Genomic DNA, 26,546 nt, shown 5'->3' on the forward strand with positions numbered 1-26,546 from the left:
ACTACGTGCATACAGTGCCACATCGCAACGGCTCCGAGCGCACCGCGGTCACTTCCCTGTACCCGCGAACGTCGTCGACACCTGGTTCCTGGCCTGGGCACCGCCCCGATCGTGACAGTACGTCGTAGCCATCCCCGGGCTCGACCTGAACGCCGTGCTACGGCAGCTTCTCGTGCAGAATGGCGACAACCCGGTCGTCATCGAGGCCCAGTGACGGGACACCGGCCAGGACGGCCGCGATTTCTCGCGCGTCGTCCTCGATGAACTGCGTGGAGTCGAAGGCGGCCTGGTCGAGCTGCGTTTCCTGGATCGCCTCGATGACTCCGTCACGGACCACGATCCGTGCCCAGTTGTTCGTGTATCCGCAGTGCGGGCAGGTCCACGTCTGCAGCAAGGCGATCGGCTCACCCGCCTGCGGTTCGCGCACCATCAGGTAGCCGCTTTCCCGGGCGTTGGCGGTGTCCACAGGCAGTGCGTCGCCCTCCCGCAGGGAGGCCAACTCGGGCTCGGCACGTAGCCGGGTGGTCATGTCTCGGGCTTCGCCGGAATTGCCGCACCGTGCGCAGTGCAGCGTGGCTACGAGGTAGTCATAGGAGTACGGCATGGGTCCCTACCTCATGGGCAGCGGTAGCACGTGCAGCGTGCGGCGGTTGATGGTGACGTCGAACCCGTCCGGGAAGATCTCTGACAGCGACTTGCCTCCGTACTGCACGAGCGGCTTCACATTCTCCTTCGCCACCTTGATGGCGTAGAGCTTCTTCAGCACGTTGGGATCACCTGTGGCCAGCGTGGGGGTTGTGCCCGCTTCGCCGACGCCGAAGAACGCGTCCGCCACGATCTGCCGGTCTACCACGCCCTTGCCGCCGCCGACGTTGGCGGTGACCAGTTCGGCGTGCAGAGCCTGGTATTCGGCGCTGGTACGGTCCACACCGACGGCGAAACCGCGCTCCTGTGCCGCCGGCCCTTTGGCGGCCACCTCGGCGATCGTCGGATCGGCGATGCGCACGTCGGTCGCGCCCAGCGCGTCGAACCTTCGCAGCAGTGCCTGCTCGCCGGGCTGCAATGGAATGTTGTTCGCGCGTTTCTGCAGCGCGATGGCGATGTTGGTGTCGATGATCAGCGTGCCGCGCGCCAGCGCGGGCGAGACCACCGGCACGCCGTCCGGCCCGGGCGCGAGGACCAGTGTCTGCCCCCGGCCGAGCGGGCCGATTCCTTTGAGCTGCAAGGCGGTCAGCCCGGCCATCGTCGCCGCCTGGACCAGCAGCAGCATCTTGGCCCGGGTCCGCTCCTCCGGGCTCGCGGTGCCCCGGTCGATCTCGTCGAGTTGACGCAGGATGTCCACGCTGATCACTGCCACGGTGACCACGTCGGCCGCCGCCGCTGTCACGGCCATCGGGACGTAGGCCCGCTGCGCGAGCATCGCCACCTGCGCCCATGCCCCAGCCCAGCGGCTCGCCGCCGGAGCGGCCCCGGCGGCGATCACGATCCGTCCCGCGGCCAGCGTCCCGGCGGTGGCCAGGCCCGCGACGATCTGCGCGATGTCCAGGACGGCTGTGCGGGTGTCGAGATTGTCGTGCTGAATGTGCTCGGCCAGGTCGATTCCGGCCGCCGTGGCACCCGCCAGCGCCGACCCGGCCAGCGCCCACGCCGCAGGCACCGCGGCCGCGCCCACGCCCGCTGACGCCACCGCGGCCAGGGTGAGACCCACGGCAGCGAGCCCCAACCCCAGATAGGTGAAGAACTTTTTCCACGTCATCCGGTCGCGGACGCTCACTCGCCCGGCCACGCCACCGGGAACCTGCACGTTGATGACGCCGGAGGGGAAGTGGTCGGGATCGTCGAGCTCGTTGAACAGGGCCAGTGGCGGCAGGGGCGTGCAGACCCGCATGGGCAGGGAGTAGGTGAAGGGCTGCTGCGGGTTGGTGACGTCCTTGAGCTTCCACTCGCTGCCGTCCTGCCAGGCGTACAGCTGCAGCGGAACCATGGACACGAAGCCCTGCTCGGTACGGAACTGCTCGTCCGGGTGATATGTGGCGGGCACCCGGATCACCGAGCCCGGCGGGATCTCTCGTAGCTCCCGGCTGAGATCGCTGAGCTGCTTGGCCTCCCGGAGATCCCGGTCGCCTTCGCCGCCGGCCCGCTCCAAGCGGTCGCGCAGCGTGGCGTCGGAGACCGCCATGGCGGACGCGTACGCCGAGAACACCGACGGCCAGTTGGCTGACTGAACCGCCGTGGTCAGCGCGGTGAGGGCGACGAGCTGCTCGGTAGTCGGCTGCGTCTCGGCGTTCCTGATCTCGGCGACGTACTCGGCCACCGCGGCGGCCGCCTGGGCCTGTAGCGGCGCCGGCACCCCTGCCGCCACCTGCGCCCGCACCCGAACCAACGTCTGCCACAAGGCGAGGTTCTTGTCGAACAACGCCTGTGCCAGCAGGCCTCGGCCGACCGCCCGGCGACGCATGCTCAGCATCGCGATCTCGATCTGGTCGAGCGTGTCGGCGAGGCCACCGGCCCGGCCCTGCTCGGCCAGGCTGGAGACGGCCTCGGCGTTGCGTGCGGCCTCGGCGCCCGCCGGACCCGTTGCCGGGTTCACGCCCTGCAGACCGCCGTAGCGGTAATGGAAGTCGAACGTGCGCTCGGCGCCGATGGCGGGACCGAGCACCCGGATCTGGTGATTGCGCGACTGGGCCGGCGGCCCGCCCCCGTCGTAGTCCTGCGGTGTGGTCAGGCGATCGAAGATCTGCAGGTCGGCAACGCCGTCGTTGTTCAGGTCGATGCCGAGGCTGGTGCTGCCCGTGTTGATCACCGAGTACACGATGGGCCCGGACAGGGTCAGCTCGGCGCCGACTGTGTCGCGCACGGTGCCGTCGTTGACCGCGGACAACCCGAAGGTCGTCCTGCCATCGGTCATCCGCCGGAATGACAGCCTGAAGGTGTCCTGGTAGGCGCCGAGGGTCACGTCCGTGGCCAGGATGCCGCCCGCGATCTGCGCCGCACCGGCGGAAGCGATCTGCCGCCGGGGTGCGGTTTCGGCCGGGAACACCAGGTCCGCGCCGCCGTTGCCGACGCTGACCCGGTAAGTGCTGGCGTTCGGGCCGTGCGTGCCGGGAGCGAGCACCAGGCTCGGTTCCGGCGATGAGGCGAACAGTTGGATACGGGTGGGGGCGTGCCCGTCGGTGACCTCCCTGACCAGCGGCAGCAGGGAGCCCCCGTCAGCGGGCAGCGGCAACGTGACCGTTCGCGTGGCGCCGGAGGAACGCTGCACGGCCGTCACCGTGAGCGTCGTGGCCGCCGTCGACAGGGTGAGCTGCAATTCCTTGTCCTGGTCGCCGTCGCCGTCCAGCAGCACCCGCCAGCCGTCGGCGCCCATGCGCACGCCCTCGACGACAGGATTGGCTCCCGGGTTCTCCGGCTGCGGCGCCGCCGTGAGGTCGGCGGCACTGGCCTCGGGATCGAAGATCGTGAGCGTGCTGATGGAGCGGGTCTGTTGATCGAGGATGGCCGAGAAGGAGTGCGTGCGGCCCGGGCCGCCGGGCAACCGGCTCAGCTCCGCCTCATCCTGCAGCCGGACGATCCTCGCCCGGTCCCCGTACAGATCGACGGTGAGGCCGGTCGCGTCGACATCGAGCACCCGAACCGCGAGCGGCCGATCGGCGATGCCCACAGTCGCCCTGGTGACCGGTGAGACAAAAACCGTGTGCGGCCCGACATACCGCACGGTCATCTCGAACTCCGAGTTGCCCGGCGACCCTGTCCGGGCGAACGACACCTCGAACCGGTCGGTCGACCAGGTCGCGACCCGTGGCGGCGGGAAGACGTCCGTCTGGTCGTCCACCGCTGTCGTGCCGGGATCCCGTTGCACGCGAATCGAACTTCCCGCGACGGCTGGTGCACTCGCCACCGTCGCGCCGCTGCGCGCCGCTTGGCGTTCGTCGTGGTCGTGTGGCTCGCTGACGGGCAAATCCCGGCCGACCTGAGCGCGAAGGCGGTCCGCCAGGCCGTTCCCGGCGGTGTCCGCCGTCAGCAGGCGGGTGACGCTCTGGTTGCCGCCCATGGTCTGTAAGCGAAGGACGGCGGCGTGATCCGGCCGGCCGTCCGGCGTTCCTCTTGCTGGAGCCCCGCAGTCCTCGACCTGGTCTGAGTGCTCCGCCCCTCGCCTCAGCTCCACCTTTCCAACCTAGGTCTTCCCCTTGTCGCGCAATAGGTTCCAATGGCCGCCCAAACGGGCAGATCGGTCACCCCGGCCAGGAACCGGCCGCGTTGTCACGGATTCACCCCATTGCCCCTCGTCCACGCCGACAAACGGCCCCAAGTGCGTACGAGGGCGTACGGAACTGTTCGGGACTGTTCATGACGATGGCCAGTCCCGGCCGCTGACGGTTTTTCTCTTCCTGGACTCCGCTCTCGGCTTGGGAGGTACGGGTGGGACCTGCTCGGTATCGGCATGTGGTCGTGCTTTTCGTGGCTGTTGTCTCGGTGGTCGCGGCACTGGTCGTCCCGGCCGGCGTGGCGGTGGCCGGACCACCGGGGGCGCAGCGGGAGCGTTCGGTTCCCGGAGGCGCGGTGACGCCCGGGAAACTGCCCGCCGATCCGGCGGCGAACCGCGCGGTGCGCGCGACGCCGGAGGTGGTGTGGCCGAAGGCGGCGGTGAATGAGGTGCCAGTCGCGGCGCGGGGCGCCGGCGACGGGCCTGTGCGGGTCAGTCCGGCGGCGGCCGGCCGGGGCACGCCGGGGCGGGTCCGGGTGGAGGTTCTCGACCAGGCCGCGTCGCGGCGGGCGGGCGTGCCGGGCCTGATGTTCCGGATCGCCCGAGCCGATGGCGTACGTGACGAGGGCCCGATCGGTGTCGAGGTCGACTACTCCGGCTTCCGGCATGCCTTCGGCGGTGATTACGCGACGCGCATGAGACTGGTGCGGATCGCTGACTGCGCCGGATGCGCGCCGGTCGCGTTGCAGGCGGGCAACGACGTCAAGGCCGGCCGGATCGCGGCGGAGGTCCCGGTCGGCCAGCAGGGCGCGCTGTTCGCGGTGACCGCGGCGTCATCGGGCAGCGCGGGCAACTTCACCGCCACGTCGTTGGCGCCGTCCGCGACGTGGTCGGTCGGGTTGCAGTCGGGTGACTTCACCTGGTCGTACCCCATGGCGATGCCGCCGATGCCTGGCCTGGTGCCGGACGTCGAGCTGCGCTACTCCTCGGGTGCGGTGGATGGCCGGACGGCGTCGACGAACAACCAGGCGTCGTGGGTGGGGGAGGGGTTCGATTACCACCCCGGGTTCATCGAGCGGTCGTTCAAGCCGTGTGCCGAGGACATGGCGGGTGGCAGCAACGGGGTCAAGTCTGGTGACGAGTGCTGGGCGACGTTCAACGGCAAGCTTGTGCAGAGTGTGCATGTCTCGTTGCCTGGCCTGGCGAGTGAGCTTGTTCAGGACGATGTGTCGCCGGGCAAGTGGCGGGCCGAGGAAGACGATGGCTGGCGGGTCGAGCTGCTGACCGGTGCCCCGAACGGTGACAACGACGGTGAGTACTGGCAGCTGACGTCGCCTGACGGCACAAGGTATGTGTTCGGTCGCAGCCAGCTTCCCGGTGGTGTGCAGACTAATTCGGCGTCGACGATGCCGGTGTACGGCAACCACGCGAACGAGCCGTGCCGTGGTGCGACGTTTGACTCATCGTGGTGTCAGCAGGCCTACCGGTGGAACCTCGAATACGTCGTGGACCGCCACGGCGACGCCATGTCGATGTTCTACAACAAGGAAACCAACAACTACGGCCGGAACAACAGCACGACCGCGACTCCGTACACGCGTGCCAGCTACTTGGATCACATCGACTACGGGCAGCGTGAGGTCAACGGATCGCTGACCGCGCCGTCCGCACGCGTGGTGTTCACGGCGGTCGATCGCTGCATCCCTGGCGCCACTTGCGCTCCGGACCAACCGGCGAGTTGGCCTGATGTGCCGTGGGATCAGGCGTGTTCCGCGACTCCCTGTACGGACAAGCACTCGCCGACCTTCTGGAGCACCAAGCGGCTGGCCAAGGTCACCACGCAGGTGTCCGGTCAGGACGTGGACTCCTGGACGTTCAACCACGTCTTCCCCCAGGCCGGTGACGATGGCAGCCCGGCGCTGTGGCTGGCCTCGATCCTCCACAGAGGACATGTCGGTGGCGCGGCCGAGGTGCCCGAGGTGCGGTTCGTCGGCGTGGAACGGGCCAACCGCGTGGATTCCGACGAACACCGGCCACCGCTGACGAAGTGGCGGGTGGCCGCGATCGGCACCGAGACCGGAGGGCTGATCGAGGTTTCGTACACCCAGCAGGAATGTGCCGTCACCGCGCTGCCCGTTCCGGACCGCAACGCGGAGAAGTGCTATCCCGCCTACTGGACGCCGCAAGGCGAGCTCGAGCCCAGGCTGGACTACTTCAACAAGTTCGTGGTCACGCAGGTCAAGGAGACCGACCTGGTCGGCGGCAACCCGCTGAAAGTGACCCAGTACGACTACCTCGACGGCACGGCATGGCATCGGGATGACGCGGAGATGACGCCTGCCCGGTTCAAAACCTACGGCCAGTACCGCGGTTTCCAGAAGGTTCGCGTGCGCACCGGTGACCCGAACGCAGGCAAGCAAACGCGAACCGAGCACCTGTTCATGCGCGGCATGGACGACGACCTGATGAGCGATGGGGTCACGCGCCGCAACGCGGAGATCGTCGACTCGAAGGGCGGGAAGCTGGACGACCGTCCTCAGTGGAAGGGCTTCGCCCGGGAGACCGTGACCTACGACGGTGACACCGTGGTGTCCAGTTCGTTGCAGGAACCCATCTCGATCGGTCCCAACGCCAGCCGCAACCGGGAATCGGGCCCGCTGGGCTCCTACGTCACCGAGATCCGGACTGTGCGGGAACGCGTGGCCCTGGCGGCGGGCGGAGCCAGGGAGACCGAAGTCCAGCAGGAGTACGACGAGTACGGGCTGCCGATCCGCACCACCGATCTGGGTGACGTGTCGACCCCGGCCGACGACACGTGCACGCGGTACAGCTATGCCCGTAACACACAGGACTGGATCGTCGACCCGGTGAGCCGGGTGGAGAAGCTGGCGGCGTCCTGCGCGGCGGCCGCGTATCCCGCCGATCTGCTCGCCGAGGAGCGCAGTTACTACGACAACTCGACCACATTGGGGGCGCCGCCGAGTGCCGGTGACGAGACCCGGACGGAGGAGCTGAGCGTCAAGGGCTCTGCCGGTCTGGAGTTCACCAAGACCAGCGAGACGAAGTACGACGCCCACGGTCGTGTCACCGAATCCGTGAACGCCCTCGGGGACAAGGTCACTACCGCATACACCCCGGCATCGGGCGGGCCACTGACGCAGATCGTCGTCACCAACCCGTTGGGTCACGCCACTACGTCCACAGTAGACGTACGAGGTGCTGACACGTCTACCGTGGACGCCAACGGGCGGCGTACCGACCTGGCCTACGATCCGCTTGGGCGGTTGACCGCCGTGTGGAAACCCGGACGTGCCAAGTCCGTTGGGGCCAGCGCCAACCTGCAGTACGAGTACCTCGTGCGGGCTGACGGGCCGAGTGCGGTGACCACACGGGAACTGCTGGGCAGCGGCGCGTACCTCACCAAACACACCCTGTACGACGGATTCCTGCGTGAACGCCAGACGCAAGCCACGGCGCCGGGCGGTGGCCGGGTCGTCAGCGACGTCATCCACGACTCACACGGCCGGATCGCCAAGACCAACCAGCCATACTGGAACAGCGACGCCCCGGCGACCACGTTGCACGCCGCGCGAGACGCCGACGTTCCCGGCCAGGTCTCCCTCGCCTACGACGGCGCCGGGCGGAAGACCGCGGAGATCCTCAGCTCGCACGGTGCCGAGAAGTGGCGTACCACAACGGCCTACGGCGGCAACTGGGTCAGCGAGACCCCGCCCGCCGGTGACACTCCGACCACCAGAATCCTGGACGCGCACGGCCAGGTCGTCGAACTCCGGCAGCATTTCACCGGAGGCCACGACACCACCAAGTACACCTACACGAAGCTCGGCCAGCTCGACACGGCGACTGATCCCGCGGGCAACGTGTGGCGGTACCACTACGATCCACGCGGCAGGGAGATCCAGGTGGACGATCCGGACAAGGGCACGAACCTGGCCGGTTACGACGCTGAAGGCCGGATCACCTCGATCACCGATTCGAGGGGCAAGACGCTCACGTTCGCCTATGACGCCCTCGACCGGCGGACAGCGGTGCACGAGGGCACCACGAAGCTGGCCGAGTGGACCTTCGACACGTTGCCAGGCGGCAAGGGCATGCCCGTTGCCGCGATCCGTTGGCACGATGGACAGGCGTACCGCAACGAGACCCTCGGATACGACGAGGCAGGCCGGCCGACGGGAACCGCCGTCACCATCCCGTCGACCGAACGCGGGCTCGGCGGCCGGTACGAGACCACATTCGGCTACAACATCGCAGACCAGGTCGTCAGCGCCGCGTTGCCGGCGGCGGGCGGACTGCGGGCGGAAACTCTCCGCACGACGTACGACGCCGTGGGACTGCCATCGCGGCTGACCGGATTGACGCAGTATGTCGGCACATCCGCGTACACCGCGTTGGGTGAACCGCAGCAGTTCACCTTGGGTGTCAACGGCAAACAGGTGTACCGCACCTTCTCCTATGACGCCGCGACCCGACGGCTGATCCGGACGCAGACCGACCGGCAGACCGCGACACAACCGGTCGTCACCGACACGACGCTCGACTACGATCCCGCGGGCAACATCACGAAGATCGCGAACGGCGATGATGTCCAGTGCTTCCGCACGGACCACCTGCGGCGTACGACCGAGGCCTGGACGGCCACGGACGGATGCACGGCAGCGCCGAGCCTCTCAGTGCTGGGCGGGCCAGCGCCATACTGGCTTTCCTACACCTACGACGCGACCGGCAATCGCACCGCGGAACGGCGACGTTCGTCCGGGGTGGACGTCACGCGTACCTACACGTACGCGACGCCCCAGCCGCACGCTGCCCGCTCGATTACGGAACCTGGCCGTACTGAGGTCAACACCTATGACCCGGCCGGTAACCTCACCGAGCGCACCGTCAACGGAGTGCAGCGCAAGCACACCTGGGACGTCGAAGGACATCTGTCCACAGTGGTCGAAGGCACGCAGACGACGGCCTTCCTCTACGACGCGGACGGCAACCGGTTGATCCGCCGTGACCCCAGCGGGACCACGCTGTACTTGGGAGACACGGAACTGAAGGCCGACCAGTCAGGCGTGGTGGTCTCGGCGACCCGCTACTACAGCCACAACGACGAGGTCGTCGCGGTCCGGAGCAAGGCGGGAACGGAGAAGCTGAACTGGCTGGTGTCCGACCACCACGGCACCGCGGAGGTGACTGTCGAGTCGGCGGATCTCGCGGTGGGGCAACGCCGTTTCACGCCGTTCGGCCAACCCCGGGGCGCGACGCCGAGCTGGCCGGATGAGCGCGGCTTCGTCGGTGGCACGGCGGACGCCTCGACCGGGCTCGTGCACCTGGGCGCTCGTGAGTACGACCCGGCGAACGGCCGGTTCCTGTCGGTCGACCCGCTCATCGACCACCACGATCCCCAGCAGGTCAACGGTTACGCCTACGGCAACAACAGCCCGGCGACCTATTCGGACGCCGACGGACTGAAGGCGAAGAAGACCAAGACCAAGGCGGTCAAGACCAAGTCGGCCAAGAAGGTCAAGGCGACCGTGTCCAAGACGCTCAGCAGCAAGAGCGCTGCGAAGAAGAAAAAACCGAAATCCTCGATCGCCGGCGGCAAGGCCAACAGTGGCAAGGGCAAGGCCAAGGCCAAGGGCAACGACAAGCCGAAGGCCAAGATGTTCGCCGGCTTGTTCCAGCCCGCCAAGGACCCGTTCTCGAAGGCCCTGCTCAAGTCGGTCTCGTCCGCTATCCAGAAGGCAGGTAAGTCCGGTTCCAGCAGTGGCCTCGCCGACAAGAAGCTGGCCTACATGCTGGCCGGCATGTACGGCGGCGAGGCGTACGACTACTCCGACGGCGGTGAGATCTACACCCAGTTCGACTACGACTGGGGATACGAGGACGACACCTTCGCGCAGGAGGCGCCGGACGAGCCGGACTACACCCCACCACCGCCGCCGTACCCGGGCTGGAGCCCGACCCTGCCACCGGGATACAGCGAACCGGAGTCGTCCGGTCCGTCGATGAGCACTTCGATGACGATGAGCACGTTCTCCCAGCCGGGCACCGGAGCTCAGCAGCCCGCGTTCACCCGCCCCGTCCACCGGCACCCGTACCCGCCCGCGCCTGGCCGGATTCTCGCGCCCGGTGCCCGGATTCGCGTCTGATGTCCCGCTCGAGCCGTATGCACCACTGTGGAGGAACACCTTGAGTGCTTGGCACGTAAGACAAAGCAGCAGACCCTGGCACAGAACTCTCGCGGTGGGCGTCCTCGCGGCCATGGTGGCGTCAGGCGTGACGCCGGTCCCGGCTGTTGCCGCGCTCGCCGGGCCACCGGCTCTCCAGCGCGAGCGTTCCGTTCCAGGCGAGGCCGTGGCACTCGCGCCGCGCCCAGCCGATCCGGCAGCCGAACGCGCGATCCGGTCGGCGCCTACCGCGGCGTGGCCGGCACCGGGAGCGGCGGACGTGGCGCTGTCGGATGCGGCGACCGCGAGTCGTGCCGGTGATCTTCCGGTCCGGGTTTCGGCCCCTGCGAAGGACGCCGGCAAAGCTCCGTCGGCGGTGCGCGTCGAGGTGCTGGACCGCCAGGCCGCTTCCAAGGCCGGTGTGACCGGTGTGCTGTTCACCGTGAAGCGCACGGATGGCGTTCGATCCGCCGGAACGGTCGCCGTCGACGTGGACTACTCCGGGTTCCGGAATGCCTTCGGCGGCGACTATGACTCGCGCCTGCGGCTGGTGCGGCTCGCCGACTGCCCTGGATGTGCGCCAACGCCGGTGCAGGCCAGGAACAACCTCAAGACAGGCCGGATCAACGCCGACGTCCAGATCGAGCAGGCCGGTTCCACGTTCGCGATCGCGGCGGCGCCGTCGGGCAGCGCCGGGACCTTCACGGCCACGTCGCTCGCGCCGTCGTCGACGTGGTCGGTCGGGTTGCAGTCGGGCGATTTCACCTGGTCGTACCCCATGGACACGCCGCCGGTGCCGGGACTTTCGCCGGAGGTCGACCTGAACTACGTCTCAGGTGCGGTGGATGGCCGGACGGCGTCGACGAACAACCAGGCGTCGTGGGTGGGCGAAGGTTTTGACTACCACCCCGGGTTCATCGAGCGGTCGTTCAAGCCGTGTGCCGAGGACATCGCGGGCGGCAGCAACACCGACAAGGTCGGCGATCAGTGCTGGGCCACGTTCAACGGGAAGCTTGTGCAGAGTGTGCACGTTTCCTTGCCTGGCTTGGCGGGCGAGCTCGTTCAGGATGACGCCGTACCGGGCAAGTGGCGGGCCGAGGAAGACGATGGCTGGCGGGTCGAGTTGCTGACCGGTGCCCCGAACGGTGACAATGACGGGGAGTACTGGCAGCTGACGTCGCCTGACGGCACTCGCTACGTGTTCGGTCGCAACCAGCTTCCTGGCAATACGCAGACTAATTCGGCGTCGACGATGCCGGTGTACGGCAATCACGTGAACGAGCCGTGTCGTGGTGCCACGTTTGACTCGTCGTGGTGTCAGCAGGCCTACCGGTGGAACCTCGAATACGTCGTGAACGCCGACTCCGATGCGATGTCGTTCTTCTACAACAAGGAGAGCAACAACTACGGCCGGAACAACAGCACGACCGCGACTCCGTACACGCGGGCCAGCTACTTGGATCACATCGACTACGGGCAGCGTGAGGTCAACGGATCGCTGACCGCGCCGATCGCGAAGGTCGTGCTGACTGCGGCCGACCGCTGCATCCCCGGCGCCCCCTGTGCTCCGGACCAACCGGCGAGTTGGCCTGATGTGCCGTGGGATCAGGCGTGTTCCGCGGCCCCGTGTACGGGCAAGCACTCGCCGACCTTCTGGGGCACCAAGCGACTGGCCAAGGTCACCGCACAGGTCCGTGACGGCGCCGGCTTCCGTGATGTGGACTCGTGGACGTTCACGCACACCTTCCCGGACACCGGCGACGGGACCAGCGCGACGCTGTGGCTGGAGTCGATCGTCCACACCGGACACGTCGGCGGCACCGCCGCCATGCCCGAGATCAACTTCGACGGCGTGCAGCGACACAACCGCGTCGACTCGGACGACCACAGGGAGCCGTTGGCGAAGTGGCGGCTGTCCCGGGTCGCCACGGAGACCGGTGGCCTGATCGAGGTCTCCTACACCGAGAAGGAATGCACCGCCGACGCACTGCCCACACCGGACACCAACACCAAGAAGTGCTACCCGGCGTACTGGACACCCGAGGGAGAACTTCAGCCGAGGCTGGACTACTTCAACAAGTTCGTCGTCACCCAGGTCAAGGAGACCGACCTGGTCGGCGGAAACCCACCCGAGGTGACCCAGTACGACTACCTCGACGGCGCGGCGTGGCACCGTGACGACGCGGAGATGACGCCTGCCCGGTTCAAGACCTACGGCCAGTACCGCGGTTTCCAGAAAGTCCAGGTCCGCACCGGTGATCCGAACTCCGGCGAACAGACACGCACGGATCACTTGTTCCTGCGGGGGATGGACGAAGACCTGATGGCCGACGGTGTCAACCGTCGCCACGTCATGGTCAGTTCCCGGTTGGGGCCGGTCGAGGACTCCGAACCGTTCAAGGGCTTCGCACTCGAGACAGTCACGTACGACGGTGTGACCGGCGCGGAGATCTCGGCGACTCTGCACGAAGTGGAGGCGACCGGGCCGACGGCGACGCGCATCCGGGAGTCCGGACCGCTGCGGTCGTATGTGACCGAGGTGAAACGTGTCCGGGAACGGGTCGCGCTGGCAGGCGGCGGTGCGCTGGAAACCGAGGAGCGGCACGGCTTCGACGAGTACGGTCAGCACAAGTACGTGGACGACCTCGGGGATCTCTCGACCCCGGCCGACGACACGTGCATCCGGTTCACGTACGCCCGCAACCTCACCAAGTGGTTGCTGGACCTGCCTTCCGACGTGCAGGAGGTCGGGGTGAACTGCGACACCTCGGCCAAGCCCGAAGACATTCTGGCCCAGCAGCGTTTCTACTACGACGGGGCCACGACGCTCGGTGCGACGCCCACCGTGGGGAACCTGACGCACTCCGAGGAACTCGCCTCCTCGGACGCGAACGGCCAGGTGTTCGTGACCAGCGAGCGCAACACGTTCGACGAACACGGACGCGAGATCGTCGAAGAGGACTCGCTCGGCCGGAAGACCACCACCAGCTACACCCCGGCGACCGGCGGGCCAGTCACCCAGGTGACGTCGACCAACCCGTTGGGTCACACCACGATCACCCACCTCGACCCGACCAACGGCGAGACTGTCGCTGTCGTCGACGCCAACGGCAGACGTACCGACCTCGCTCGTGACCCGCTGGGCAGGGTGACGGCGATCTGGGAACCCGGCCGGAGCAAGGCCGCGGGCGCCAGCGCCAACAGCCAGTTCGAATACCTGATCCGGCGGGACGCCCCATCCGCGCTGATCACGCGGAAACTGCTGGGCAACGGTTCCTACCTGAGCAGCCACACGTTGTACGACGGCTTCCTCAGGGAGCGTCAGGTCCAGGAGCCCGCGCCCGGCGGCGGCCGGACCGTGACTGACACGATCCACGACTCGCACGGTCGCGTCGCCAAGACCAACCAGGCGTACTGGAACAGCGACGCTCCGGGAACGACATTGTTGGCGGTGCGTGACGCGGACGTGCCAGGACAGACGGTGTTCGAGTACGACGGCGCCGGCCGGGAAACCGCGGAGATCCTGTTCTCCGACGGTCACGAGAAGTGGCGCACGACAACCACTTACGGCGGCAACTGGGTCGCGGAGGACCCGCCGGCCGGTGACACGGCCACCACCACCATCTACGACGCGCATGATCGAGTCGTCGAGTTGCGTCAACACAAGGCGGACACGCCGACCGGCGCCTACGACTCGACGAAGTACACCTACACCCGCGACGGCCACATCGAGTCGGTGACCGATCCCGCCGGTAACGTCTGGCGCCACCACTACGACCTGCGTGGCAGGCAGATCCGTGTGGACGACCCGGACAAGGGCACGGCGACGTTCACCTATGACGACGCCGACCGTGAACTGTCCGCAACAGACTCTCGTGGTAAGAGGCTCACGTTCACCTATGACGCCCTTGACCGGCGGACAGCGGTGCACGAGGGCACCACGAAGCTGGCTGAGTGGACGTTCGACACGCTGCCCAACGGAAAGGGCATGCCAGCGGCATCCATTCGCTGGGTGGGCAGCGAGGCGTACCGCAGCGACGTCCTTGGTTATGACGACGCCGGACGGCCGACCGGAAACGCGATCACCATTCCCGCCGTGGAGAAAGGACTCGCCGGCCGGTATGTCACCGAGTCCCGGTACAACGTGGCCGATCAGGTCGAGTCGGCCGTTCTGCCCGCGGTGGGCGGGTTGCGTGCGGAGACACTGAGATACACCTTCGACGGGCTCGGTCAGACGACGCGGATGACCGGTCTCACGCAGTACGTCGGTGCGTCCAGCTACACGCAGCTCGGGGAGCCACAGCAGTACACGTTCGGTGTCAGCGGCAAGCAGATCTACCAGACGTTCTCGTACGACAGGGCGACGCGACGGCTGACCAGGACAGCCGTCGACCGGCAGACCGCGACTCAGTCCGCGGTCGCGGACGTGAACCTGGACTACGACCCGGCGGGCAACGTCACGAAGATCGCCAACCGGCCGGTGGGCGGCGTCGAGGACACCCAGTGTTTCCGCACGGACTACCTGCGGCGCATGACCGAGGCCTGGGCGGCTACGGATGGTTGTGCGGCCGGGCCGAGTCTGGCAGTGCTGGGTGGTCCCGCGCCGTACTGGCACTCGTACACCTATGACGTGGTGGGCAATCGCACCAGCGAAACCCAGCACGCCGCGAACGGCGACACGGTCCGTACCTACACCTATCCGGCAGCCGGTGCGCCACAACCGCACACGCTGAAGTCGGTGTCCACGACCGGGCCCGGCGGACCGCGAGCGGACGAGTTCGGCTACGACTCCGATGGCAACACGACCTCTCGGAAGCTCAACGGAACGCAGCAGAACCTGAGCTGGGACGCCGAGGGACATCTGTCCACAGTGACCGAGGGAAGCAAGGTCACTTCGTTCCTGTACGACCCGGACGGGGACCGGTTGTTGCGGCGTGACCCGACCGGCACCACGCTGTACCTCGACGACACGGAGGTCAAAGCCGACCAGAACGGCACTGTGGTCTCGGCCACCAGGTACTACGAGCACAACGACGACGTTGTGGCCGTGCGGACAGTGTCGGCCGGAACCGAGTCGCTGGACTGGTTGACGTCCGATCACCAGGGCACGGCCGAGGCCGCCATCGACGCGGCGGGTCTGGCAGTCGACGAGCGCCGTTCCCTTCCGTTCGGTGGTCCGCGCGGCGCCCAGCCCGGGAACTGGCCGGGAGAGAAGGGATTCGTCGGCGGCACGATCGACCTGTCGATCGGTCTGGTTCATCTGGGCGCACGGGAGTACGACCCGCAGACCGGCCGCTTCCTGTCGGTGGACCCGATCATCGACCACGACGATCCCCAGCAGATGCACGGCTATGCGTACAGCAACAACGCCCCGGCCACCTTCAGCGACCCGGATGGACTGATCTGGGACTGGGTGAAGAAGAACCTCGGCCCGGGAAGCAAGGCATGGAAAGCGGCCAAGATCGGTGTCTCGGTGTGTTCCATGTTCCTGGTGCCCGCCTGCATGGTCGGCGCGGGTGTGATGAGCGCCGTCGACGCCTACGGATACGCGAAGAAGGGAAAGTGGGGAGACGCGGCGCTTGAGCTGGTCGGTGTCGGAGTCGCGGGCGCCGGTCTGAAACTGTGGAAGGCCGGTAAGGGCGTGAAGAAGGCCTTCGACACGGAGAAGGGCACCAGGGCCGCACGCGCCGCCAAGAACGGCTCCAACGGCAAGAGCGCGAACAAGGGCAACGCCAAGAAGAAAACCAACAAGGCCAAGGAGACCAAGAACCGCAAAGAAGGTCAGATCAAGGGCAAGGAGCAGAAGCTCCGCAACGTCGAACTGGGACTGATCGGCGCCAAGGCTCACAAGAATAGCAAGGATGACAAGCGCAGGAAGGGCGGCAAGAAACCGACGGCGAAGTCGGACAAGCCGCCGAAGGGCATGACGTACACCGACTGGCGGGCCCTGCAGGCCCAGAAGAAGGGCGCCGCGAAGAAGCCCGTCACCAAGAAGAAGACCGTCGCCAAAAAGAAGACCGTCAAGAAGTCCAAGCCGCCGAAGCCCAAGAAGAAGACAAAGCCGAAGCGCAAGGTGCCGAAGCACGTCCTGGCCAAGTCGAGCAAGTACTGACACTCCGAGAGGGCATGGTGGGTCCGGCATGGGCAAGCGACACGACAGCAGGCTGACCACGATCGTTCTGGCGATCATGGTCGTGGTGAGCGGCCTGGCAGTGCCCATGTCGGCCCCACCGGCACCGCTTGGCCCGCACACCGAACGGACGGCCTTGGCCGAGGCCAAGCGCACCGGCAGGCCGGTCGAGGTGTCCATGATGGGCACCGAAACCGTTCGGGTGCTGGCCAACCCGAGCGGCACGGTGACGGCGGAGTCGCATCACCGCCCGATCCGTGTCCGCCGGGGCGATGGCTGGGTGCCCGTGGACCCCACCTTGGTGTTCCGGCCGGACGGTGCTGTCGCCCCGCGGGCTGCCGTGGCCGATCTGGCGTTTTCCCCAGGCGGTGCGACCGCGCCGTTGGCCAGGATCGGCCATGGTGGGCACGGCATGGCTTTGAGCTGGCCCGCACCGCTTCCCGTGCCTGTGCTCGACAAGGACACGGCGACCTATCGGGACGTGCTGCCCGAAGTGGACCTCGTGGTTCGGGCCACCTCGCTGGGGTTCTCCGAAGTCCTGGTGGTCAAGACGCCACAGGCCGCCCGAAATCCCGCGCTCGCCCAGGTCCAGTTCGGACTCGGGACGAACGGCCTGACGGTCCGTGCCGAGAACGATGGATCGCTCGCCGCTGTGGACGCACAGGGCCGCCCTGTGGTCACGAGCCCACGCGCTTACATGTGGGATTCCACGGCGAACGCGCCTGGCCATGACAGGCTGGACGGCCCGGCCGGGCATGATCAGGTCCGTCAGATGGCTGTGAACGTCACCGCCGACAGCTTGCGCCTGACGCCGGACACGGGCCTGCTCGCGGGCCCGGACACCCGCTTTCCGGTGTACATCGACCCGTATTTCAGCGTGACCAAGCTGCATTGGGCACGCGTGTCGGAGAGCATGCCGGACAAAGCGTTCTACGACCAGAAGATCCTCGCGCGGGTCGGCCGTGACATGGAAAGCGACCTGTACCGGCGGTATCGGTCGTACTTCGAGATGAACACCGAACCGATGGGCGGCAAGAACATCCGCAAGGCCACGTTCCGGGCGTTCATCTGGTGGCGGCAGGGCTGCTACTCCGAGCCGGTGCAGCTCTGGCACGTCGGCACGATCGGGCCGGGCACCACGTGGCGCAATCCCCCGGCACATGTCAAGAAGGTGGCGGAGGTGACCATCGGGGCGACCACCAGTTGCCCGCAGGGCAACATGGACATGGACGTCACGTCGCTGGTCCGGGAAGCGGCGGCCGCGCGCTGGGCACATGTCACCATCGGACTGTTCGCTCCGGAGGACGGCCGGTCGTGGGGTGCGAAGGCCTTCCTGTCCGAACCGGTTCCCGAGCACCACATGACCGGCCCGGTGTTCGAAGTGGAGTACAACACCGTTCCCGATGTGCCCACGGGGCTGACCGTCGAAGGCAGGGAGTGTTCGGGCACACCCGCCTATGTCAGGACGACCACACCGCAGCTGGCCGCCCGGTTCAGTGACGCCGACAGTGCTGTGGGGCAGGAGGTGCGCGGCACGTTCCAGTGGTGGGACTCCAGCGGTGGGCTCGTCGGCAGCAGTAACAGCATCTACCGGGTGCCGGGGACGATCAGCGTTCCTGTCCCCGGTGGTCAACTGGCCGATGGCAGCACGTATTCCTGGGAGGTACGCGGCGAGGACAGCATCGACTTCAGCGCGTACACATCAAGGTGTCAGTTCACAGTGGACACGGTTGCTCCCGGAAAGGCGCCGGATGTGTCGTCCGTGACCTATCCGGAGAACGGCTTCGGCGGCCAGGTCGACCAGCCCGGCAGGTTCACCTTCACCGCCAACGGTGTCCCGGACGTCGCCGCCTTCCTGTACGGCCTGAACACCGATCCTTCGGTCAGAGTCGAGCCCGCGACGCTCGGCGGTTCCGCCACAGTGGACATAACGCCGGTCCGGGAGTCACGGAACCAGCTCGCGGTCCAGAGCGTGGACCGGGCGGGCAACAGAGGCCCGATCCGCCGCTATGACTTCCTGGTCAACTCACTGCCTGATCCGTGCGGCTACTGGCCGTTCAGCGACGGCGGGGGAGACTTCGCGCTCGACGAGTCCTGGCACGGCAACGACGCCACCACGACCGGGAACGTGACGTGGACAGGGGAGCGCAACGGCGCCGTCCGCTTCGCCGCGGACGGGAGTTTCGGCACGGCGGGACCGGTGGTCGACACCCAGGACAGCTTCACCGCGATGGCCTGGGTCCGGTTGGACCGCACCGACGGACGGTTCTCTGCGGTGAGCCAGGACGGTATGCGGCGGAGCGGTTTCGACCTGCGGTACGAGCAAGGCCGCTGGATGTTCGCGATGGCCGCTTCCGATACCGACGATGCCTCGTCAGCCGCCGCGACGACCGACACGATGGCACAACCGGGCGTGTGGACTCACCTGACCGGCGTATACGACGGTGCTTCAGGTCAACTGCGGATCTACGTCAACGGCCGGCTCGCGGGCACGACAGCACACCGCGGCACCTGGAGTGCTTCCGGCGGGTCGCAGATCGGCCGCGGCATGGCGAACGGCACGGCTTCCCAGCACTGGCCCGGAGATCTGGACGACGTCAGGATCTATTCCCGGACGACGACGATCCGGGAGATCCGGGAGTTGATGGACTGCGACTGCTTCCGGCCCGGCGGACGCTGGTCGCTGGACGAGGCAACGGGCCGGCTGGCCACGGACTCCGCGGGCGGCAGTCACACGATGGCGCTGGCCGATGGCGCCACCTTCGCGCAAGGCCGCGACGGCAACGGGGTGCGTCTCGACGGCGTCAAGGGACACGCCTACTCGGCAGGCCCGGTGGTCCGGACCGACAACAGTTTCTCGGTGGCCGCGTGGGTCCGGCTCGACAGGGGCGGGGACTACGTCACAGCCGTGAGCCAGGACGGTCCCGTCAGCAGTGCCTTCCGGCTCACCTACAGCCATTATCCCCGGGGATGGGAGTTCGTGACGTACGGCGGAGCCGACGGCGCGGCAGGCGTGGCCCACAGCGGGCCGGTGGCCCAGATCGAGGCCTGGACCCATCTGACCGGCGTGTACGACGCGGAGGCCCGCCAGCTCCGGCTCTATGTCAACGGTTCGCCCGCCGCCGCGGTGCCGTTCCAGGTCGCGCGGAACGTGGAAGGCGCCTTGCTCGTCGGCCGGGCCAGGTACGACGGTGTACCCGGGGGGTTCTGGCCGGGAGTCGTCGACGACGTCCAGGTCCTCGACCGGGCGGTGCCGGAGTCGGAGATCCGCCGGCTGATGAACGGGCCGTCGTTCGGACCCGGGGCGACCTGGAAGTTCGACGAGGAATCCGGCCCGCACGCGGCGGATGCCACGAACAACGGCCACACTCTCGAACTGTGGCCAGGCGCATCGAGGACGACCGGCAGAACCGGCAACGGCCTGCGGTTGGACGGCAACGGAGGGCATGCCTTCGCGTCCCAGCCGGTGGCACGCACCGACACCGGGTTCACGGCGGCCGCCTGGGTCCGGCTGGACGACTACGCCGGTGACAACAGCCGTGTCGCGGTCAGCCAGGACGGCGAGTACAACAGCGGTTTCCAGTTGCGGTTCAGCAAGGACAAGACCCGGTGGACGTTCTTGATGCCCAAGATCGACGCCAGGATCACCGATCACGTGAGCCAGGTCGCGCGCCTGGACTCGACCGTGACCGCCAGGACCGGGGTCTGGACCCACCTGGCTGGTGTCTACGACGCCGCGGCCGCGACGATGCGGCTGTACGTCGATGGCCAGCTTGCCGGCACGTTGGCGCATCGAAGTACGTGGCAGGCGAGACGCGCCCTGATGGTGGGGCGCGGCAAATGGGACACGTGGTCGTCGGACTTCTGGCCGGGCGCCGTCGACGAGGTACGGATTCTGGACCACGCCGCGTCCGCCGAGGAGATCCAGGCCCTCAGCGGGATTCCGTCGCTGCCGTCCGGGCCGGTGCCGGGCGGGATCGTGATCCGGTCGGCGCAGTCCAACCTGTGCCTGTCGGAACGCGCGGGTGCTGACGACGGGTACATCCACCAAGTCGATTGCGGCATCCAGTATCCGCCGATGACCTTGGATGTGGCCGGGGACGACACCTACCGGATCGCGCCGCAACACCCCGTGCACGGGCCTGGATGCCTGGGCATCGTCGGCGGCTCGACCGTTGCCGGACAACCGGTGTACAGCGACTTCTGCGCGGCCGGCCGGGGGCAGTTGTTCCGGCTCGAACCGGTGCTCACGCCGGTGCGCGGGTTCCGGATTCGGCCGGTGCACAGCGAGCTGTGTCTCGGCAGTCCGGCGAACTCGGCGCAAATCCACCAACTGACCTGTGATCCGGCGTCCGCCGGCCAGGTGTTCCTGTTCGACCCGCGCCAGACTCCTCCGGTGCCGGACCAGCCCGTACCCGGCCCGTACCAGATCCGCGCGGTGCATTCGGACCTGTGCCTCACCGAACGGCTCCGTGTGGAGGAGGGACGGATAGTCCAGGGCCTGTGCGCGAACCAGACTCCACCGCTGGCGCTGGAGAAGGTCGCCGACGGCCAGTACCGGATCACCGCACAACATCCGGTGCGCGGCCCGGGCTGCCTGGGCATCGTCGGCGGTGGCGCGGGAATCGGCGCGAACGCGTACCTCGACGCCTGCGGCGATGGCAAGGGCCAGCTGTTCCGGCTGGTGCCGGTGAACGTGCCGGCACGCGGGTTCCGGATCCGGCCGGTGCACAGCGAGCTGTGCCTGGGCATCCCGTCGAACTCCACGCTGGAGTGGGCGCCGGTGCAGCAACTCGCCTGTGACGCGGCGGCTGCCGGACAGATATTCCGGTTCGGGGCATAGCGGAACTGGCGACGCCATCCAAGGCTCTCCTCAGCATGGGTGTGATCAGGGCTGGGGAGGTCGAGATGACTGACAACGACGGGTGTCCGCCGCAACCTGGCGGAGTCACGACTGTTGCCGAATTTGTCATGGCGCTGAGACAGGTCCGGCTGTGGTCGGGATTGTCCTACCGACAGCTGTCCGGGAAGGCCAATGCCGCCGGTGATGTCCTGCCGCCGAGCACCTTGGCTTCCGTGCTGAACCGTACCGCCTTGCCGAAGGAGGAGTTCGTCGTAGCGCTGGTGCGCGCCTGCGGGTTCGGCCCGGAGACCGTGGCCGCCTGGGTCCTGGCACGCAAACGGCTCGCGATGGGAGAGCCGGTGCCGGAGGAGGAGCCGGCCACGGTCGAAGTCCGGCCTGTGGCCGACGTCCAGGCCGCCCCGGAGCGGGTCACTGCCGAGTCCTCGGCACTGACCGGCCGGTGGCCCGTGGTGCTGGCATTGCTCGGTGTCATCGCTGTGATCGCGGCTGCCAGCCTGATTCTGGCGCTGGGCCGTGATGCCGCGGAACGGGTGAAACCGTAACGACTTCCGTCTCCCGACCGGGGTTGCCCGTCGAGTGTCCGGCGGGCAACCCCGGCGTCCACAACCCGTGCAGCACGACCGAAGTTCATCTCACTGGCGGACGTGGCGGTCACGAATCGCCGCCAATGTTGGTCTACTTTGGACGGTGAGGATAGCCGGTGTTGATCAGGTCGTGCGCTGAACCGGGGTTATGCGGTCGAGGCGGGGGAGTCGGTGAGGCGCCAGCCGGCGGCGTGCACTCGCTCGTGCCAGTAACGGGCGTAGTCGTGGCCGTGGGCGAGCAGTTCGTCGTGGCTGCCCTGCTCGGCGATGCCTCCGCGGCCGTCGAGCATGACGATGTGGTCGGCTGAGGAGATGGTGTGCAGGCGATGGGCGACGACCACAAGGGTGCGGTCGCGCCGGATCACGGCAAGGGCCTCCTGGATCGCGGTTTCGTTGTCGATGTCCAGGGCCGTGGTCGCCTCGTCCAGCAGTACGACCGGCGCGTCCTTCAGCAAGGCTCGGGCGATGGACACGCGCTGGCGTTCTCCGCCGGAGAGGTTGGTGCCGCCCTCGCCGACGCGGGTGTCCCAGCCGTCGGGGAGACGTTCACAGATCTCGTCGACCCGTGCCAGCTCACCCGCGCGCACGACCGCGGCGCGGTCGGCTGCCGGATCGCCGAGCCAGATGTTGTCGAGGATGGTGCCGTCGAAGAGATAGACGTCTTGGAACACAGGGGACACGGCTGCCGCGACGCGGGTGCTGCCCAGCTCGGGCAGTGGGACGCCGCCGATGGACACGGTGCCGTGCTCCGGATCGTGGAACCGGGCCATCAACCGGACGATCGTGGTCTTGCCCGACCCGGACGGCCCGACGATCGCGGTCATGGCCCCTGCGGGAGCGGTGAAGGAGAGGTCGCGCAGCACTGGTTCGTGGCTCTGGTCGCTGTTGTAGCCGAACGTCACGTCGCTGAACCGGACGTCCCAGCCGTCCGGCTCGCGGGGAACGGCGGGTTCGGGCAGCATGGGCTCGTGCAGCAGGGCCTGGATGCGGTCGAGGGTGTTGCTTGCCATGCCAATGCCGCCGCCGAGAGCACCGGAATGGATGACCGGCTCGGTGAACCGGACCGCGAGTACCAGCAGCGCCACCAGGTTGGCGACGGCCAGCGCTCCGTCGAGGGCCAGCCAGGTGCCGACGACGATCACGGCGGTGACGGTCAGCTGCACGACGCCGCCGAACATGCCGATCCCGGCGCCGCCGGTCACGGTCACCTTCCGGTTCGCGCTGTGTTGCGTCGCCAACGCGTCGTCGACAAGGCGGCGTGCGATGGAGTTGTGCTCGTCGTCGAGGGCGGCGCGCAGTGCGGGCTGAGCGCGGGCGAACTCGATGAGCCGTGCGGACGCCTCAGCGACCGCCGCCGAGTGCGCGCGGTCGGCGACCGCGATCCGGCCGGCCAACCACCGGTGGACCAGCCAGATGACCGGGGCGGCCACTGTCATCGTGACCGCGATGCGCCAGTCGATGAACACGGCGCCGACGAGCACGGTCGCCGGGGTGAGGTAGGCGGTGAGCATCGGGCGCAGGATCGAGTAGGGCGCCGTGGACGCGAACACGATCCCACGGGTGGCGGTGTCGGCGAGCTCGCCGGACCGGTCGGTGGCGAACCAGCCGAGCGGGAGCTGGATGAGCCGGTCGCCCAGCCGGTCCAGCAGCGAGGTGAGCACGTCCGTTGCCGCGGCCTGCCCCACCTTGCTGCCGAGCCAGAACACGATCGCGTACAGCACGGCGATGACGGCCAGTACGGCGAGCCAGGTGCCCGCGTGCCCGGTGTCACCGGTGAACAGTGCCGTCAGGAACGGCACCAGCGCGACGAAGGCGCAGCCCTGAAGGACCGCCGTGACCACGATCGTGGCGATCAGCATGCGCAGCCTGCGGCGTCCCTGGTCGTTCGCCAGTGCGAGAAGCTTGCGGATCATCAGGAAACCACTCCCGGGGTCGTCGCGGCGCGGGCTTTCTCGTAGCGCTCCCACATCGACTGGTAGAGCCCGCCCGCGGCCGCCAGTTCGGCGTGGGTGCCGCGTTCGGCGATCCGTCCCTCGGCGAGCACAAGGATCTGGCCGGCGCCGGTGATGGTGTGCAGCCGGTGCGCGATCACCAGCAGCAGCCGGTCGGCCGCCAGTGCCGACAGCGCGGTCTGGATCGCGGCTTCGGAGTCCGGGTCGGCGAAAGCGGTGGCCTCGTCCAGCACCAGGATCGGCGCGTCGGTCAGCAGTGCCCTGGCGATCGTGAGCCGCTGCGCCTCACCACCGGACAGGTGCGCGTCCTGGCCGATCACCGAGTCGTAGCCGCGGGGGAGCCGCAGAATCCGGTCGTGGATCTGCGCGGCCCGGGCGGCGCGGGTCACGGCGTCGTCGTCCGCGCCGGGCCGGGTGAGGCGGATGTTGTCCCGGACGGTGGTGCGTAACAGGTGGGCGTCCTGGAAGACGAACCCGATCTCGGCGTAGAGCCGGTCGGCGGCGATGTCCCGCACGTCGGCGCCGCCGAGCCGCACCGCGCCCCCGGTGACGTCGTGGAAGCGGGGGACCAGCCGGGCGAGGGTGGACTTGCCGGAGCCGGACGGGCCGACCAGCGCGGTCACTGTGCCGGGGGCGCATGCCGCCGTGATCTCGCTGAGGGCCGCACGGTTTCCGTCATAGCTGAACGACACGTCGGCCAGCGCGACGTCCGAGGCCGCGGGCTCGACCGGGTCCGCCGGCTGCGGCATGGCGGGCTGGCGGAAGAACTCGAGCAGTGATGCGCGGGCCCGCGAGGCGTTGCGCAGGAACTGCGAGGTGAAGCCCAGTTGCAGCACCGGTCCGGTCAGCCCCACGCCGAGCAGGAGGGCGGGCAGCACGTCCACCGGCGCGACCGCCCCCGCGCCGGTGAGCCACGCGCCCACCGCGCACAGGTAGACCAGCACGATCACGGGTGAGGTGACCAACTCGATCAGGGCCGCCGCGACCGAGGTCTCCCGCATCCAGCCGTCATAGAAGCGGACGAAGCCGCTGGTCTCCTCCCGGTACCGGCGATGCCCGCGGCCGGCCTGCCCGAAGCTCTTGACCACGGCGATGCCGTGCACGTACTCGATCGTCGCCGCGTTGAGGCGCACCACCGAGGCGTCGTACTCGGCGTACTTCTCCTGCCCGCCGCGCATCATGACCGAATACAGCACGACGGTGAGCACCAGTGGCAGCAGGCACGCCAGCGCCATCCGCCACTCCACCGTGAACAGGTAGGCCAGCGCCAGCGCCGGCATGGCGACCGCGGTGATCACCTCCTGGATCGCGTGCGCGACGAGGTGGTGCAGCGCGGAGACGTCGTTCTCCGCCGCCTTCTTCACCGCGCCGGACGACCGGGCACCGAACCAGCCCAGCGGCAGCGCCCGCAGTTGCCGGACGATGCGCCTGCGCACGTCCAGTTGCATGTCGGCGTCCGCGAGGTGGCTGACCACGCCCGATGTGGCCGCCGCGGCGAAACTCACGACCAGCGCGGCGACCGCCACCACGACGATCGTCCACGCCCGCGCGGTGTCGACCACGCCTCCGTCCAGCGCGGGCCATAACGTCCTGGCCAGCTCGACGATCGCGATGAACGGCACTACCGCGGTCACCGCGCCGAGCAGGCTCAACGCCGCGATCACCCTGATGCGCCCCCGCACGCTGCCGAACAGCGCGTCGTCAGCGTGTGCCATACCAGGCCACCCTCCGCCTGCCTTGTTATTGACAATGGTTGTCGTCACCATACATTGAACAGTGTTCTAATGGCAGGGGTAAGTGACTGAAGGCGACGGGCTGTCCGGCGCTGTGGAAGGATCGGCCGCGATGTCCTCGACGCCTGGTGCTCCCTTTCACGTCGGGCTGACTCCCGATCAGGTCGTGTCGACAGCGCAGCGGCTCACCGGGGAGGGTCACCTGTTCGGCTGGTCGATCCGCGATCTGGCGCGCGCGCTCGCCGTGGCGCCTGCCGCCATCTACCACCACGTCGGTGGCAAGGATCTGCTCTGCAGGCACGTCGTGGAACGGGCCCTCGCGGACCTCACCCCGCCGTCGCCGGATCTGCCGTGGCAGGACTGGTTCCGCGAGCTGCTGTACTCGGTGCGCCCGCCGCTCGTGAGGTACCCGGGGACCGCGAAGTGGCTGCTCATGCACGGGCCGGTGTTCCCGGCCGTGATCCCGGTGATCGACGCCGGGATCGAGACGCTGCGGCGGGGCGGGTTCGGGGAATCCACCGCCTTCGCCTACGCGGCGTTGTTCAACAACGCCCTGATGACGATCGCGATCGGCGACGAGCGCATGGAGCACGAGGGCGACGGCCCACGTGATCACGCCGCGATGATGCGCGAGTTCCGTCAGGTCGGCGCGGACAGTCCCGGCGTCACTCTGCTGACCCAGTCGCTGATCTCGCCGTTCGCGCAGGACGCTGCGGGTGCCGAGCGTCAGCGTGAGGCGTACTACCGCTTCGTCGTGGACACCACTATCGCCGGGCTCGCGCAGACCATCGGCTGAGCGGTCCTCCGCGTGAGGTAACCGCGTGCATTCATGCGTATCACTGAATGTGACGGCCGCTATTGGAAATGATAACCATCAGGATTAAGGTTGCCTCGGAT

The 26,546-nt window shown here is 68.0% G+C and carries 9 protein-coding genes; 5 read left to right on the forward strand and 4 right to left on the reverse strand.

Going from position 1 to position 26,546, the window contains the following annotated elements; genetic code table 11:
• Window positions 1–157: 157 nt before the first annotated feature.
• Together GC106_RS35485 and GC106_RS35490 are read right to left on the reverse strand one after the other, a co-directional pair.
• Complete coding sequence (locus GC106_RS35485) at window positions 158–604, reverse strand: hypothetical protein (RefSeq protein ID WP_173139639.1); 447 nt, start codon at window positions 602–604, stop codon at window positions 158–160.
• 6 nt (window positions 605–610) lie between these two features.
• Entirely contained in the window at window positions 611–4,051 is a 3,441-nt protein-coding gene (locus tag GC106_RS35490; protein ID WP_173139641.1) for a hypothetical protein, read from the reverse strand.
• Window positions 4,052–4,458: 407 nt separating this feature from the next.
• On the opposite strand from GC106_RS35490, the gene GC106_RS49515 reads away from it, so the two are divergent.
• The 4 genes from GC106_RS49515 to GC106_RS35510 all read left to right on the forward strand — a co-directional run bounded on the left by GC106_RS49515 (window position 4,459) and on the right by GC106_RS35510 (window position 21,922).
• A complete protein-coding gene (locus GC106_RS49515) occupies window positions 4,459–10,368 on the forward strand; it encodes an RHS repeat domain-containing protein (protein ID WP_173139643.1) in 5,910 nt (1,969 codons plus the stop codon).
• A 94-nt stretch (window positions 10,369–10,462) separates the two neighbouring features.
• Entirely contained in the window at window positions 10,463–16,498 is a 6,036-nt protein-coding gene (locus GC106_RS49520; protein ID WP_173139645.1) for an RHS repeat domain-containing protein, read from the forward strand.
• Window positions 16,499–16,526: 28 nt separating this feature from the next.
• Window positions 16,527–21,359: a LamG-like jellyroll fold domain-containing protein gene (locus GC106_RS35505; RefSeq protein WP_173139647.1), complete on the forward strand. Its 4,833-nt coding sequence runs from the start codon at window positions 16,527–16,529 to the stop codon at window positions 21,357–21,359.
• 128 nt (window positions 21,360–21,487) lie between these two features.
• Window positions 21,488–21,922 carry a helix-turn-helix domain-containing protein gene (locus tag GC106_RS35510; RefSeq protein ID WP_173139649.1) on the forward strand — a complete coding sequence of 145 codons (435 nt, stop codon included), beginning with the start codon at window positions 21,488–21,490 and terminating at the stop codon, window positions 21,920–21,922.
• A gap of 188 nt (window positions 21,923–22,110) precedes the next feature.
• Here the strand turns inward: GC106_RS35510 and GC106_RS35515 are convergent, their stop codons facing one another.
• A complete protein-coding gene (locus tag GC106_RS35515) occupies window positions 22,111–23,877 on the reverse strand; it encodes an ABC transporter ATP-binding protein (protein ID WP_173139651.1) in 1,767 nt (588 codons plus the stop codon).
• Window positions 23,877–25,631 carry an ABC transporter ATP-binding protein gene (locus GC106_RS35520; RefSeq protein WP_217281383.1) on the reverse strand — a complete coding sequence of 585 codons (1,755 nt, stop codon included), beginning with the start codon at window positions 25,629–25,631 and terminating at the stop codon, window positions 23,877–23,879. Before GC106_RS35520 ends, GC106_RS35515 begins: the two co-directional genes overlap by 1 nt.
• Window positions 25,632–25,713: 82 nt before the next feature.
• Between GC106_RS35520 and GC106_RS35525 the strand changes: the two genes are divergently transcribed.
• Window positions 25,714–26,445, forward strand: coding sequence for a TetR/AcrR family transcriptional regulator (locus GC106_RS35525; protein ID WP_217281384.1), 732 nt, complete (start codon window positions 25,714–25,716; stop codon window positions 26,443–26,445).
• The last annotated feature ends 101 nt before the right edge of the window (window positions 26,446–26,546 follow it).

Source organism: Kibdelosporangium persicum (assembly GCF_013280595.1).
Classification (GTDB): Bacteria; Actinomycetota; Actinomycetes; order Mycobacteriales; family Pseudonocardiaceae; genus Kibdelosporangium; species Kibdelosporangium persicum.

Coding starts and splice junctions, on each gene's coding strand:
- GC106_RS35505 (WP_173139647.1), top strand. CDS start 16,527: ATGGGCAAGCGACACGACAGCAGGCTGACCACGATCGTTCTGGCGATC.
- GC106_RS35485 (WP_173139639.1), bottom strand. CDS start 604: ATGCCGTACTCCTATGACTACCTCGTAGCCACGCTGCACTGCGCACGG.
- GC106_RS35515 (WP_173139651.1), bottom strand. CDS start 23,877: ATGATCCGCAAGCTTCTCGCACTGGCGAACGACCAGGGACGCCGCAGG.
- GC106_RS35510 (WP_173139649.1), top strand. CDS start 21,488: ATGGCGCTGAGACAGGTCCGGCTGTGGTCGGGATTGTCCTACCGACAG.
- GC106_RS35490 (WP_173139641.1), bottom strand. CDS start 4,051: ATGGGCGGCAACCAGAGCGTCACCCGCCTGCTGACGGCGGACACCGCC.
- GC106_RS35520 (WP_217281383.1), bottom strand. CDS start 25,631: ATGGCACACGCTGACGACGCGCTGTTCGGCAGCGTGCGGGGGCGCATC.